Here is a 17,071-nt window from a genome sequence, read left to right on the forward strand (position 1 = left end):
TCACTGTGGTCTCCTCAAGTCAGTGGTTGTCCCCGGAGGTAACGCACGCCGACCTTGCTGAATTGTGTCACGCAGTACACCGCCAGCGGCGTGTGGCCCAGGAATACCCGGCAACGAGTGATTGGGGAGCCTGCCGTGAGTTGGCATCAGGTTCCACCACGCATTCGCACCGCCGCTTTCAAGCGGAATGACATGGTGAGGAGTCGCCCCTTCCGGCCACGTCCGTCCTGTCATTCGCTCCCAGTCCGCAATGTGGCGAGATTGATCTCGTGTGAACTCGCTGCGAAGCACACGGTTCTGAAATGCCGACCGACGTTGAACAACGGGAAGATTCTGACGGAGTGCCGTGCGCTGGGCATCTGTGATTGCCCCTCCCGGCGAAGCTACACGGTTGGCATCGCCAACAATGTCGTCGAGGAGGCTATTCGGAATGTTTTGCCTTGTTGGGGCATTTATCTCCCTTGAGGTTACTAACCTGGCACTTCTGCTACCCTCATCGAACACATACAAATCAGGATTGCACTGCCCCGTATTGTGCACCAGCAAACCGGAACCAGTAACGCTGTAGACGTGTTCGCCGGCAATTTCCAGGTTGTAAACCGGTTCCGGTCCCGCACGGATTTCGATTGAGGTGATGCGGACTGTCTTACCGACCGCAGAACGCAAACGTTCGCCGGGCTGTAACTGGTCCGTATGCACAAACGCCTGGCGGTCTTCGCTCCAGATCGGATGTCCGGCGGTCACGCCGATCGGCTCGGTTTCCCCTTCCACATAAAGATTCAGGACGTTGTGCGAAACGTTTTTAAATGTGGAGATGACCACCGGTCCGTCACCCGGATCGATGGGCGGACAGTCCGATATCGAGAGCACTTCCGCCGCCCCCACCACATACATTTCCGGCATGTTGAGCTGAATGACCGCCCCTGGCTGCGCGTGGTGTCGATAAATCCAGCTTAAGGGACGCAGCAGTTCTGCTTCGAAGTAAGTGCCATCTTCTTTCAGCATGCGTACCGAAATCAGCCGCCACCCTTCCGGCGTCGGATCGATTGTCGGTTCTGTTTGAATGCGCAGCGGATTCCGACCGACAATCCGCATCCCCGGTCGCATCTGTTGAATCGGCGTCGTCACCACCCGCGGCGGTGAGAAGGAAGGACTCATTGCCGCCTGTGCCGAGGGCAGAATCTCAGTATCCACACCACCAATCAACCCCGTCCCCGCTTTCCAGAAGCAGAAACCGGTGAACAGGAAGCAGCTGAAGATCAATAGTTTGCGAGTGAAACCAAAGCTGGCGGGTTGTCTTTTTTGGATTAATGGCATCAGACATCACCTCCTTTCTGCTGCGGAGAAAGGAAGGCGTTTTCTTCCTCGGGCGGTGGTTGCTCGTCGACGGGTACGTTCGCAGCAGGCAGCGAGATGGACAGACCAGTGGCTTCATTGACGGGGAGAGTCTCATTCGGCGTTTTCTGACTCGTGATTACAGGAGCCATCTTCCACAGACAGAACCCGGCGAGCAGAGTCAGTGTAAAGAAAACCATTTTCTGCAGGACTGATTTTAAGAGCGATTTTTTCTCCACATGTTTGGAGTCACCTGCGATCACCGGCTGGTTTTGTTTCGGCACAATCGCTCTCTCACCCTTCCGAACTGGATTTGTCTTCTCCCGAGCTGGCAACGCTGTCTCTCGAACGGGTAACTGCCGGGGCCGCGTCGCAGCGAAACTGGAGCGACGTTCGCTGCCCATCAGGAGTTCCTGGCAGATACCGTCAATGTCGTCTGCAGACAGATCCCATTCCGCTTCTTGATGTGTTTTTTCAGGGACAGGGATCAGACGCGTCCAGTCGTTTTGTTCCAGCCACGCATCCGGTTCGAACGCGCGGGGAGTTGCTTTCCGTTTGAACTGTTTCTCTTTGCGATTCGTGAGTTGCTTCAACGTAATCAACCCGGCGATTCCCCCCACGAGCCAGATGGTCGTCCAGTTTTCTTCCTCACTGGTGGCAACAGGGGCCTCCACCAGCAGCCTGGTATCAGATTCAAGACTTCTCATCACAGGAGTATTCGCGACAAAACATTCCAGTGGATTGAGAATCTGATCGACAAGTTTCGGTTGGGATGTAGCGTTAACAACTTGAGTTGTAGGTACATTATCGATACTTTTGGCAAGTTGGCTTACTGGAATATGATCAGCGGCTCTGGCAGCAATGACAGCAATTTTTCCTAATTTCTCAAACCCAAAAGGAATTGCAATTCCTGCATAGGATATTGCTGCCAATTTGTTTTCGCCTAATGCCAGGTAAGCTGTACCAACCAGGAAATCAGAAATACCAAATGGATCAACCAGACCAACAACTTCAAGTGGCGTTAATGCAGCTCGAAGGGCAATTTCCGTATAACTCCCATTGAAATATACATCGTCACCAACCAGCCATCCGACTGTCTTATAACTGAATGATGACAGAACAGGATTCTCTACAGGGTCATTTGTTGTGTAGCTTTCGGGTACACCAGGAATATTAGGAGTAACTGGCGCGTTCACTGCAAATGAGTATAAATTTCCTGCGTCTAAACCAGCGACATGCTCTGTCAGGTAACGTTTAAAGTGTGGGTCATAAGCTCGGTTGCCAACGAAATACATACCTGTTTCATCATCATAGTGATTTCCCCGAAATATGGCGGGTAGTATAAAATGTGAATCACCTTGATTCACAATAGAAACGACACCGTGTGTCGAATAGAAATACTCATCGGGAGTTGGAGAATACACTAAATTATCTGGAATCGGGCCATCTAGCTCGAAGTACAGAGGATACCAAAAAATGGCGCTTCCTTGATAATCATAAACAGCCCAATATGTTTCTAGAGAGGTATCACCATCTGCTTCTGACTTAGGTTTGATAAGAGAATCAACTGCAAGTGTCTGACCAAACGGTGAGATCAAAAAGCCCTTTGTATTATCGCCAAGTTGCAGAACAAGTTCATTTCCATCGTAAGTGTAGGAATTAAAGCTAGTCTGAACCAGGTTATCATCGATGAGCGTTTTTACTTGCTGGCCGACTCGTTGATCGAAGGCGTTATAAAAATAGTTTACTTGCTTAATAACAGGTCCAGCATCAGAATTTTTATACATCACTGAAGTCAGACGCCCGCGATAATCCCAATCGTATTCAGTAACAGGTGGTGTATCGAGACGAACAATTTTGATATTTGAGGCAATCGCCTGCTTACCTCCAGGAACATGAATTTCAATTGTAAGCCACCCAGAAGTTGAAGTGATTTCAGCAATGAAATGTTCCTTAAAGATTCCATTTCCTGTACTTTGATCGGCATAGACACTCGCAAGGATTTGCCCCCCTTCTTTAATTACATAAATAGCGCCTTCATTTACTCCCCCTTGCCAATCCGCAAAGATTTGATATTGCCCCCCTGGAATATAACGAAATGTGTAAGTTGCAACTGGTTCTACGCTGTTTGTACTAGTTGATCCGCCAGTAGTACTTCTGCGATACCACTGATTCGATCCAGAATTGTAAAAATCATCCCACCTGTTCCCTGTCAACTCCACGTTTTGTGGTTTGCTGGAATTAAATTCAATAGTTTGCTCTGTCTTACCTGCTGCAAAAACATCTCGGACAATGTCAATACGTCGAAGTCTGATAGCATCTAATGCAAGATAGGCACCGCCATAGAAGGAAGTTCCTCCAACCTGAACAGTAATTTTCCCAGAAGAATCAGGTCGCACAGTATTAAGACATATCCAGTCCACTCCATCTTCTGTAAGAAAATGTTGATTCTTATAATCAGGATTTTCTGGTAGAAGATTATGGTAGACAGGCTTTGTGAAATCGATCGAAAATTTCTCGATTTTTTCTCCGTTAACTGTAAAATACTCTCCTGCTGTGGCACCATTACTAATTGGGACCCAAGTAACATAAATCTCGTACTCTCCTGAATCTAAATCTTCAATCGTAAATGTTGCAGTATCATTGACCGTCAATTTATCATACCAGACAATCTGAGATCCATTAACAGCATGCGCATCTTCCACTTCGCTAATTGAATTATCAAATGTATCATTGAGTGTAAAGTTTGCATTTACCCACTCTGAACTTGAATTTGATACTTTTGCATCCAGCACAATATCGTACTGAGATCTAAAGATACGTTTAATTATTCTGCCTTCATTATCGTATTCATAATCGTACAACTTATCGCTATGAACCCTGTCACGTAAACCAATTTTGGTTTCTGCACTATACACAATATTTCCTTTTTCGTATTCGAAGGCTGTATTAGTAGCAGAACTCAATGACTGATTGGGACTCACTGTTTCAAGTTGATTTTGATCATCAAATCTGAATGAAGTCGTAAGAAGTGAACCTCCAAAAAATGAAGTCTTCACTCCTGAAAGTTGTTCATCAAAGTGTATTGTTTGCGATGTACTGTCAGCTTGGCCATTTCGATACTGCAGAAAATAGTCTGAAATTTTTGATACTGTGAATGGGGCAGTAGTACCTGCTTTTATAAAAGCATAAGAATTAATAACGGCACTGAGTTTACCATCTTTCTCATACGCATAATTGGTCAAGATAGATGCCTTTGGACCAGAGATGTTATTTACGATATCCTGAGTACCATTTACCTCCTGGATCTGTCCATCACGGGTGTACTTAAAGGAAACTGCTTTATTTGATTTTTGAGTTTTTTTAGATGGATTCATATAACTTGACTGCGTCATAGAAATGATACGATTACCGTTATCGATAACATAAGAATTCGTGAAACCAATATTATCGGTAGCGTCAAGTTCAATCGTATAATTCTTTCGGATGCCGCTATCGTTATACTGATAAGTTTCACGAATTGTAGAGCCTTTATAATCAAAGCCTATATCATTAGTGACTTCATTACTGAAGAGAACCGTTTCTCTTTTAATAACTCTACCAAGGTCGTTATAGGTCAACTGAATATCAGAAACATTATCTGCGGTATCTGCAGAAATTATCTCTCCAGCTGAATTAAATAAATAAGTGGCATAGAGCAAGCCATCCCAGATTTCTCGTTTTTGGCGATGGATTAAATCAATGTCGTAATAGACTTCCTCTCCATTAAAATTCACATAAACAATATCATTTCCGTGATATTCCCAGGAGCGCACGACTTGACCTGGACCTTCGGGAGAGCCATAAGAATTAAAGGTATCGATAGTCGCGATTTCCAATAGCACCCGATTCAATATATCATAGGTCCAGGTTTCAATATCACTGTCTACATTTTTTTGATAGGTTCGATTACCCGCAGAATCATATTTAAATTCTGAGGTACCTGCGACTGTAGTAACCGTTTCCACCAGTCCGTGCAGGGAGGTATAAGTGTATGTGGACACCTGACCTAACCCATTTGTACTTTGAACGACCTGTCCCAGCGTGTTGTACTCATTTGTCACGAGCTGATCACCATCGGTATCCGTCGTGGATAAGACCCAGCCGAGTGCGTTGTATAGAGCGGTTGTCGTACGTGTCTCCTGGGAATTGACATCGCCACTGGGGGTGGTGATCTCTACCTGATATGTGGAATCGCTGTTATAGATTGTTTTGATCGTGGTGATTAAATCTCCCGGGTCATCCGGTTTCCCTTTGGGGCTTTGGAGCACCTGGCTCCCTTCAGCGTTTTGTCCTGTGAGGGTTGCTTTTGTCGGCTCTGCAGTGCTGGCATATTCCGTGGGGGTGAGAGCCTCAAAAGAAGCTGATACCCAATAATGCTGCACATTATCGACAGTAGTCTTGTTTTGACCGGGGTTGAAATAATCGATCGCGGAATAGTATTGTGCAATTCCCAATAAATTCTGATACTCCACTGCTCTTAGACGTCCCAGCCCATCGTAATGGTATTCCGTATTGCGAACAGTGGCATCTTGATCATTTTGGGCAGGAGTGAATCGTTCATGCTTGAGATTACCGACATCGTCATAGGTATAAGTTGTTATTCCACCATATGCATTCTGATCCTTGACCACCCGCCCTAAAGCGTCGAACCATTGAATGGTGACGATTCCCGTTCGGGAGGTAGAGGTGACGCGGAGTTTCTGTTCCGCTGTGTCATAGTCGAAGACGAAAGTTGCAGGGTAATCAATGTCGGTATCGCTCTCGGCGGCGATTGGATCAACGACTTTCACGAGCCGACCGCGTTGATCATACTCATAACTGGTAGTATAGATCTTCTCGGACCAGCTTTCCGTGGTGGCGTCGTAAGTCCACCGGTGCCCTATCTGTTCTGTAACCTGCCCCGCTGAATTGGTGACATATTCATACTTGGCGCCATGTGGATCTGCGAGACCAGACTCGATCAGATTGCCCAACTTATCATACGTCTTGATCGAGGCTGTGGTATTTGCTCCCTGCTGATTTTCATAAATCAGATTGCCACGGTTGTCATAGCGATAGCGCATATCGATGGATCCCTCAGATCCATCTTTATTGAGCTTGACTTGCGTCTTCATTTGAGTGACTAAGTTGCTCTGCTGTTCGTCATACTGATATTCGGTTTCAAGGCCTGTCAGCAGGTCTTTTTCTATGTCAGTACGTCCGAATTCATCTGTTGTGATTTGCGTAACTTGTGCTTGAGCCTGATTCTCTTTTGTATAAATCCATTGCTGGTGATTTTCGGGATCATAATAGAATTTTTGAACGGTCCCCTCGGAGTTCTCATTATTGACTGCAACACTTTTCAGGGCGCCACTTGCGTAATATTTGTAGTTCGTGACTTGTTGAATTGCCAGACTGGTATTTAAATAATGTGACTTATACGTTTCACCTTTCGCATCGATCGTCTGTTTCAGCAAGCCACGTGTATCGTAAGCATTGATTGTTGCGATACCATCCGCGTTAACGATTGCTGTGAGAGCTCCATATGCATCATAGCTAAATTGCTGATGGGAGAGGATTTTGGATGTACGATCCTTGATGATCGTGTCACGCAGATTTCCGGTTTTGTCATAGGTGTTAAAGGTCGTCGAAAGTAAGTAAGCATCGTCCCCGTAATAGGTCTCGACTTTTGCCAGATTACCGTAAGTGTCGTAAGAATACTTTGTGGAGTCTGTCTGCCCGGTTACAGTATCAACAGTCTTAATCTTATCCACCTGGCGGTCCATGACGCCGTTGATTGTCGTATAGATATAGTATGTTTCCAGCCCCAATGTGTCGGTGTACTTCTTAAGTAATCCTTCAAGTACACCATCGGTGCTGTCATAATATTTATATTTTTCAGTATAGGTATACTTATCGCCGTGAATCGAAGTGGATGTGAGCATGCCGTTTGAATCACGCGTGTAAACCGTCTCCACCCCTGCATAATTAACTGTTCTTAACAACGTTCCTACTGCGTTCTCTTCTTCGTCATCTGTTTCATATTCAAAGATCGTCTTACCATCATTGTTATTAATCTCTACAACATTGCCTCTGTAGTCATCACGATCGTAGCGCGGAGAAGGATCTTTCTCATCACTCTTGTCACTGTCACTATTCTTATAGAAAGCAGGAATTTCGTAGTCGTAACTATAATACGTCATGTGTCCGAAAGGGTCGGTGTAGGTTTTAACTGATCCCACATGATCGTAAGACCATTTTTCTTCTCGAAGTGAGGTTTCGTTAAACAGTTCTTCTCTACGAACCAGTTGACCGTTTGTATCGAATTCATATTTCGTGATGGATTTACCCGTATTAGGAGTGCCACTTTTTGTGTCTGCCACATATTTTTCCAGATCTGATTCTTCGACCGTGACAGAGGCAATCAAATCGTCTTTTGTAATGAGTGTAGTCGCATTTTCATTCAATCCTGCTTGAGCAACAGCTTTGATGTCGTAAATGATTTCACCATCATTAGAATTTCCGTAGATAATTTTGTTGAGTGTTCCCGAGACGATATCATGCTCATCTTTATCCTGAGTCGTTGATGTCTCATACTCATAACGGGTGGTTCGCTCCAGGTTGATATCAGTAACAGAACCGGAATACCATTCCTCTTTCGTTAATAATCCGTCAGACAGATATTCAAACTGATGAATACGATCCGGTACTGTTAACTGAGCATCTGCAAGCGAGCTTAAACTTGCGGGAGCGCCTGAATTAAATCCATTGACTTCCTTGATTTGCTCAAGATTGTGATCTGCATATTTGAATTCAATCACACGACCATCAAAGGCGGTTATTGTTTGAACATGATCAGTTCCACCATAATCGAGTTTGAAGGTGGTCTTATCAGAAGCCTTGATGGTCTTTAGCAAACCATTCGCATCACGTCCGAAGACCAGGCCTTCAACGGAACTGGAGTTCGCCTGGACATAAGACTCCACACTTGTGATGCGATAGACTTTATAGTCTTTGACACTCGATGTGATATTGTATCGGGTAAAGGTATAGCGGGTGCCAGACACATCGGTATAGACAATTTTATTCCCACCATCGATTGTTTCGAGTGTGCCAAATTCCCCTGGATCAGAATCAGAACCGAAACCGAGATTACTCCATTGTGAGGAAGAAGCCCCGAAACCATTGACTTGATCTATGGCGGCAAAACGAGAATAAACATCCACGGATGTAAATTGCTGCTCTCCATAATCAAAGCGTTTTGGATTCGCATTCGTCGGTCGAAATACTTGAGGTGTACTGCCTGGAAAACTGAGAATGATCCGGTCATCTGCAGTTTGCGTATTGCCATGTTCGTCAATAAACAGAGTGGGAATGCCTGCCAGTGACCAGCCATTTCCGAAAATCGCATCTGTCGGCTGCTTTACTCTACCTTCACTTGCGTAATCAGTTTGTTTGACTGTTTCATTAACCACTACTGGAACAGCACCACTTTGTTGCAGTTTCAGGTTTTTCTCTTTGGCATCAGCAAATTCAAACTCCAGTTCAAGCTCCCATCCATACACACCTGTCACCAGTGGTGAAGTATCTGGCTGAATTGCAATCGTATAATTGGAATCCTCGTCTTTGGAAACAGAATTTGCGGCAATGGTGTAAGTTTTTGTCGAAACGACCACTTTGTCCTGATTATTTTGATGATCGATCCAGGACAGGGTCGCTGTTATAGATACCGGGACAGGCTGGTCTGCTTTACGTTTTACAACAGCTTGAATTACAGGACGTGGATTGACTGTGCCTGAATCATAAACAAGACCCGGGATCATATTCTCAGATGGGACCCCTGCCCCATCCAGTGCAAGATCATGTCCAACCAGAAAAGTCCCTCGATTCAGATCGACCGAAACTCCACCAACATCCTGGTAGTCGCTGGAACCTTTTCTGGATGTTCGCGCCGCTGCATCAAGAGACCACTTGGAATTATCTACTGTAAATTTTTCAGCCTCTGTAGCATTCTCGTCTTGAGTTAAATGACGTGTTACAGTTACCGCAAAAGATTGATCGAGGTGAGTCTCGGGAATCGGTTTACCCACGGATCTTGTAGAAATTAATAAATCTTGCTGTCCATTATTATTTAAAACCCCGTCTGTCACTGTCTGTCCATCCGACACAGTGATTAGAAACGACTTTGTCAATGCAGTAGCGCTGTAAATACCGGGAGTTCCTTCTGTATCATTGTCGGTCTCTTTTAAATCATTGAAGAAACGTAACTTTGACTCATCAATGACTTCTACATTCAGGTAACGCGCACGCTCAAAATAAGTCCCATCCTGACTCCAGTTACCTAATTCGACTTCCATTGCTGTACCAGCATCAGCTTCCGGAGCTCCGAAAAGTCGAATTCCTTCTATAGTGATTTCGTCCCCATCCGGGTCATAGAAATATTTCGAAATATCGACAATGTAGTCCCCACCAGAATAAATTTTGATTGCGTTTTGAATCGCCGTTGCTAAGTCCTGGTCGCTTTCATTCACCAGATCATCATGGAGACGGCTGCCAAGAAAAACCGGTAATGTATTAGTCACAGCCAGAGTAAGACTACGGTCGCGAACAAAAGCTGGCAGACCTGAACCATCGGAATTTTTGATAAAGAGTGACAGAACGAATGCTTCTTCTCCGATAAAACGGATGAGATTGTCATTTCCATCATACTCGGGTTGCAGTATCTCCCCGGTTGTCCGTGAAGTCAGATTATCATCGGGGGTATACGTTACAGTTAATTCATCCTGATTGATCGTTAATGTACCATATTTCAAAGCCAGCGAAGTGGTGCCACTTGCTGCACCAGAAAAGGCAAGATAGTATTCATCCGCAGAAGAAGCCCCGGCTTCTCCAAATGGAGTGAATGTCGTAATCCCAGCATGGGACACATGAAAATCGCTATCCGTGATTCCCGTAATAGAAGTAGTTACACTTTTTCCTTTGTCTCCCCCGGTGCTGACAGTGCCTTTAAGAAATGTACCAGTTGCAGAATCTTTAGTAATCGATAAAAAGTCTCCGGCATCATGTCCATTAAACTGTGGACTGGAAATTTCGAGTGTAAAGGTAACATCATTAGGCAAAGACTCAGTTTCGGACAATGAAATCGTGACCACCTTAGAGATGGCTCCGGCGGGGATGACGATCTCTCGATCAAGGAGAGCATTGATCAGATCGGAACCGCTAGTATTCGCGATAACCGTTATGGATTCACTGGCGGCATTATCAAGTTTAATTTCAAAACTGACAGTACCATCCTCATTTTGCACTCCCTCATTTAGAGTGATCGCAACACTGTCATTATTGATGATCGTGCCAATGCCGACACTATCCTCGATATTCAGTGCAGATACTAAATTAACAGACTTGTCGTACTGAGCATTCGAGAGCTCGATCCCAAACGTTTCATCTTCTTCAACGATATTGTCATCGAATGTATTCACTGTGATCGTTTTGGTCAGTGCTGTCTTCCCGGTATACTGATCGACTGCAAACTCGATCATTCCAGCTTCGTTAACACCATTGATCGTTCCATACTCTGAACTGCTGGCATACCCAGAGACCAGATCTGCTTTCACCAGAATCGGTACTAATGACGCTCGATCCAGGGAAACTGTAAATGTCAGTACTCCTCCCTCCTGGGCTGTTGCATCGCTGATCCTGATCGTTTGCACGAAATCTTCTATTGTGCCGATTCCGACCGCATTGGATAAATCAACATATTGAGCGCCCAATGCAGCTCCCTCTTCCGTACCGTACTCGGCTCCCGTGATGACCAGCTGAAATGTTTCATCTCCTTCCGCAAAATCATTCAAGCCCAATGGCACAGGGAGATTGACCGATGTATCCCCTTTGACGATCGTGATTTTCTCATTCACAATCGGGTCGAAATCTTCCTCAAGAGCTGCAAATCCATAGCCGGTTCCTGTCGCCTGCGTGCTTGCATACAGAATCACATCTTTATCAGCCGCTTGATCGAGTGAGATTGTGAAGGTCATCGTTTGATCTTCCTCAATTCGTTCATTCGAGATGGAAACGATGTACTTGTCGTCATTCAGAATCGTAGGGGTTGCTGATGAGTATTCATCGCTCAATAATTCAGGTTTTAAATCTCCAGTCAGTTTTGCCTCAGATAGCTCAACTGTAAATGTTTCGTCGCCTTCCACGACGTTGTCATCATTCACAATAACTGTTACCGTTTTAGATTGTTCACCCGCATTAAATACGAGTTCCTCACTCAGAGCCGTATAGTCTTCTCCGACAGTAGCAGTACCGAAATCTCCCCCCGATTTTGTTTCCACCTTCACTGAAATCGTCTCTGATTCGGGTACTTGTTGATTCAGTGAAACGACGAACGTAAAAACTCCCCCTTCTTCCGCGGTGACTGAACTGATGCTTAATTCGAGTTTGAAATCAGAAATCGTTATGACTGCAGACCCTTTGTTAATCTCAACATCTTCCCTGCCCTGGCCGTCGTCGATATAAGCTTCGGTGATACTGATTTGAAATGATTCGTCTCCCGAATCATTCTCTACATCATTATCGAGATTGGTTTTGATTTCGAAGCTCACAGAAGTCTGACCGGCAGGAATGATCACTTCCGAAGGAACTGTTTCATAATCTGCGGCAGATGCAGAGTCAGGACTAACACTCAGCTTGACCGTCACATCACGACTGACTGGATTTGTAAGCGAGATGATAACAGAGGCAGTGCTTCCTTCGATCACAGTGGTGTCAGAAATACTCACTCCTGCGACATCATTGTCTTCAATGGTTCCTGTTCCCACTCCGGCATCCACAGAGATCTGTACCTGTCTGGAGTTCTCATCAGCGCCATAAAATGCATCAGAGAGCGCCACTTTGAAGACCTCCGTGTCTTCAACATTGGTATCATCGAGAACATCGATGGTGAAAGTTGCTGAAGTTTCTCCGGCAGGAATGATGATCCGTTGCGATTCTTGAGTGGCAAAGTCGGCAGCAGTCGCGGAACTGAACTCTATGGAAGCCAGGACGGAAATGTCTTTTTCCGCTGCTTTATCCAAAGTGACTGTAAACTCGAACGTACCTTCTTCCGATTGAGTCACATCGTCAATGCGGACTGTCACAACCGATTCGGGTACCTGCTGCGAATCTGCCAGATCTGCTTTATACTGGTCAATCTGCCGTAATACTTCGAGTATTTCATTTCGAAGTGCTTCCATCTGGACTGCGAGATCAGTTCCATTTTCTGAATCGGAAGGATCCTGTTGAGCCAGTATCCCGAGTTCCGTGAATTTGCTGGCAACCAGTTGCTGCAGATCATGTAATTCGTCCGATTCACTATTACCACCTGTCTGAATATAGGTGATATCCACGTCGTAGCCTGCGGACACATAGAAGTCATCGTCGTAGATTGTACCCTTTCCGGCGATTCCCCGGATTGTGTCAGAACCAATCGTGAGTTCCTCTGATTTCAACTCAAACGACTCTTTGTACTTCGCAGTGGGAGTCCACTCTTCAATACGATCATTGATCAGTTCAACCTGAAAAGTGATGGTTTCGCCATTGTAGCCATCGAAATCCAGAGTCAGGGGATCGAAGATATAATCCACACCATTGACGGCATCCTGGTCAAGCGCATTCACGACCGTTGAAAAACCGCTTGGGATATCTCCCGCGAGGATCGCTGTAAACTGCAGAAAACCGGACCGTTCTGAGCCAGAGACTCGATTGATGGTCACACTGGGAGAATCGTCATTCTGAATCGTGCCGATGCCGTCTTCCAGAATGAAATCTTCCTCTTCTCCGTTCGCTATCAGATTCGAAAGCACTATTCCGAAGAACTCGTCATACTCAAAATCGGTATCATCCTCGACATGAACTGTGAAGCTCTGCTCCCGCTTGCCAGTCAGATCAATTTCAGGATTTACCTCGAACGATAAGGTTATCGAGTCGACAGCGACCCCCTCGTTCTCCAGATAATAATCGTTCCCTTCACCTGCAATCGCAGTCCCATCAATGGTCGAAACATCGACCGTCACAGCCCCCGTGTATTTGGTGAGTTCGACATTGAAAGTGAAGGTACCATCTTCACTTTCAGTAACGTCCACCACTTTCAGTCGGGGAGCGTCGTCGTCCAGGATGGTCCCCACACCATCCTGTAGCGAGAAGTTTTCTGAACTCAGAACTCCAGTACTCAGATTTGAGAGTTGTACGAAAAAGCTTTCGTCGCCTTCCAGTAGCAGATCTTCAATCACAGGAACGACAATTTGTATCGTCTGGTCTCCCTCTGCTGTAAACACCAGCGTTCCGGATTGAGGCACATAATCCTCACCACTCACTGCCGTGTGATTCACAGTTGTAAAATCGACTGTAACTGTATCAGCTACGGAATTCGTAAGAGTGACCTGAAAAACAAGTTGTGCATCTTCTCCGTTGTCCCCTTCCAATTCCGTCACATTACTCACAACAAGAGATGCTTCATCGTCATTTGTAATCGTGACTAAGCATTCATCGCCCCCGCCTCCAATCGAAATATCTTTGGTGGGGAGCAAGATGGACTGCAGACCGGAAATCGTTACCTTGAATTGTTCATCCGTTTCCACGGTGCTGTCATTGAACACTTCAATGGGAATGAATTGTGACGTTTCACCGGGTGCAAATACGATTTCATATTCATCAAGAACAGTGAAATCGGCGCCTCCGGTGGCGGTTAAACCCACGGTATCGGTACTAGCCAGCACCCGGATTTCCTCTCCCGCAGCATGATCCAGAGTCACTTCGATTCCGAAGGTTCCATCTTCTGACTGTGTTAACTCACTGACAATTGAAACGATAATCGGATCATCATCGTCATCCTGAATCGTTGCTTCTGAGGAGACATCTGTCAGTGGGATAAGCGTATTAAGATCGTAAAGTACTATCCGAAAGCTTTCATCTAATTCAGGGAGAGCATCAGAAGTAATGTGAAAAACTAATTTTCGATCATTTCTACTTTTAAACGAAAGTTCGCCTGTCGGATAGCTCTCGTAGACCTGTCCCAGAGACCTATTAAAGAAGTCCGAAGGACCGGCAGAGTGCTCGCCAGCAGGTTCTATGTAATAGCCGATCTTCTCAGGTGCGTATTCTGGATCCGTTCGAGTGATCTCAAAGATCACATCTATGTAGGCTCCCTCTGCTGTACCTTCCGGTATGTCCTCACCTTCGTAGTCTGGTATCTCGATAATGGGTTCACTGATCGAAAATGGAGGAGTAGCGAATACACTACCTTCGTAGGCACCAATATCAAGCGCGTCTGTCTGATACATGCCAAGTTTCTGATATCGAGGATTACCGAGCTGATCAATGAGGACGAGGACTTTAATCCCGGAAAGTTCAGGATCTTGTAACCCTAAGAGATGAAAGCTGACAGGATTAACATGCGTTTTTGCAGATGTGCTATTAACCCCCCTCTCCACTGTGAGAACAGTATCGTTAATCTCCGTAACAGTCATGATTTCTTCATCACCACTGTCAGGATTATCGGGAGTCGCATCTACCAGGATGTTGAATGGGACGGCGGGAAGACCACTAGTATCTCTCACTTGAATAAAAATCTCGTTTTTCCCAATATGCAATGATTTCAATTCCAGAAGAATCCCGCGATATTTGGATAATCCACTACCTGCATCTATAGCCGGACTACCAACTTCCAGTGCATGAGTAAGAGTCGTTCCTCCATGATCACCCAGACTACTGATAACAGGATCAATCATGGCTCCACTGGTTCCAAATTGGTCACCCAGCCCTGAAGAGAAACCGGTGGCCCCCTCGGCGTTTCCAATCAGATTGTATCCATCAGAATCAAAATGCCCTGAAACATCTCTGTCACCCTGGTTTAACGCAACGAGGGTATTGATGAGTTTTACAGAACCGAAGTTAAGAATTCCGGCCCCCTCAGCACCATCATTTTTTACAATGGTACTGCTCGATACATTCAATGTACTGAATGCACCGTTATAGATTCCGCCTCCTTGAGTGACCGTACTTACCCCATTCCCGGAGACAGTACTGTTGCTCATAATCACATCGCTATTGTAACTGGCGATAGCCCCGCCAGTTGAAGTGGCACGTGTGGAATAAATCGTACTGTTATCTATTCTGACCGTCGCACCATTCGCCCAGATCGCTCCTCCATGCTCAGCCTGAGTGCCAGTGATCATATTGTTAATTAAACTCAACTCTCCCTGATTGACACGAATTGCTCCTCCATCACCATCGAGGCTATGCTCAACACCAACTCCCGTTTTGAGTGTCACACCTTCCAGTGTCAGTTTAACTCCAGGAAAAATATCGAATATGCGGTCAGTATTATTGGCAATAATAGAAGTGGTATTTGCCGCGTCACCAATAATGGTCAGATTGCTGAGGATATCCAGATCACCAGCAAAGTCACCTTGATCAATCCCGCTCAGATCCAGAGTATATTCCCCCGCGGGCAGGTAAATTGTTGCAGGTCCATTTAAGGCATTGGCTTCCATGATAGCCGCCCGCAATGAGAATTCTCCCGACAGAGCGGTATCAACAATTCCGTTACCAGGATTTAGATCAATCGTGTCAGCTGTAGAATTGACCTGAAAATAGGCCGCTTCCGCTGCCCCGATATCCATATGGGCGATCGCGTCTCCATTCGAGTCAATATTTCGATTGGAATTATTCTGGTCTGTGATCAGTAACACGTTGGAATCACTCACGTGAATCGCAGCGGAGGTGCCATTACTACCTCTCTGAACCGTAAGAAGATATTCATCTGCAGACTCATCATAGGATACATGAGTGACTCTCAGTTGTTCGTCATTAATTTGAATTTCGAAAACACCATTTGTCGGAATTCCGGTCGCCGCTCCCACTCGAATCAAAGTCTGATCCATCGTTGAAATATCTGCGACTAATACCGTCTGGATTCCAGAAAACCCTTGGATGAGGCTGGCACCAGCGCTGTGAGAATAAGTCTGCGTTCGGTATAAACCACGCTGAACGGTTAAAGAACCTGCAACCTCATTTACACCGGTCACCAACATCATTTCTGAACCGACCTGAATCTGGAAGGGTATCACTTCATCATCTTCGTCCCGTTCATAGTCGAAAACAGTAAAATCGGAAACCAGCAGGATGTCGCTGTCATAGTCGCCAGTTATAGCAACCGTTAAAGTGGTATTATTACCCGTGAAACTATTAGAGTTCCCCAGTCCAATCACGGGACTACCCGGTAAAGGAATGAGAGAAAGCGAGGAAGGACCTGTATACTGCAATGACCCCAGGAGTGGATCGAGGCGATGACTCAAAACTCCATAGTAGTCATTTGGTTTTAAGGGAAGACTTTCATCCAGATGAAGGACTAAAGCTCCATCACTGATCGCCATGGCAGTTGTTTCGTTGAATCCCCGTTCCACGGTCAGGAGATACCTGGTTTCGTTAGTTAATTGGACGGTATTGATTGCGGTAACTTTCATCTCCTCAAATGCAAAACCATCCTGCGCCCAGATACGAATGACAAACTCTCCCTGATTCGGGAACGAACTGATACTGTCTAACTCAATGACTGTTGCAGACTCGTTGATGCCTTCAGGAGCATCTACAGTTGTAAATCCTAATGCAGACGCACTGACAAAGTTATTCCCACCAGAAACGAAATCACCATATATGTCATATAGATATGGAG

Annotated in this window: 2 protein-coding genes (1 of these 2 running past the window's edge); both read right to left on the minus strand. The window is 45.6% G+C overall.

All coding sequences use genetic code 11. From position 1 onward, the window contains the following. Positions 1-1,317, minus strand: coding sequence for a polymorphic toxin-type HINT domain-containing protein (locus Pan161_RS30930; protein ID WP_232103651.1), 1,317 nt, complete (start codon positions 1,315-1,317; stop codon positions 1-3). After that, positions 1,317-17,071, minus strand: the 3' portion of a protein-coding gene (locus Pan161_RS07265) for a Calx-beta domain-containing protein (protein ID WP_145225442.1). The gene runs 12,688 nt beyond the window's last position; only the last 15,755 of its 28,443 coding nucleotides appear in the window; its start codon lies beyond the right edge, outside the window; the stop codon is at positions 1,317-1,319. Before Pan161_RS07265 ends, Pan161_RS30930 begins: the two co-directional genes overlap by 1 nt.

The sequence above is a fragment of the Gimesia algae genome, from assembly GCF_007746795.1.
GTDB lineage: Bacteria > Planctomycetota > Planctomycetia > Planctomycetales > Planctomycetaceae > Gimesia > Gimesia algae.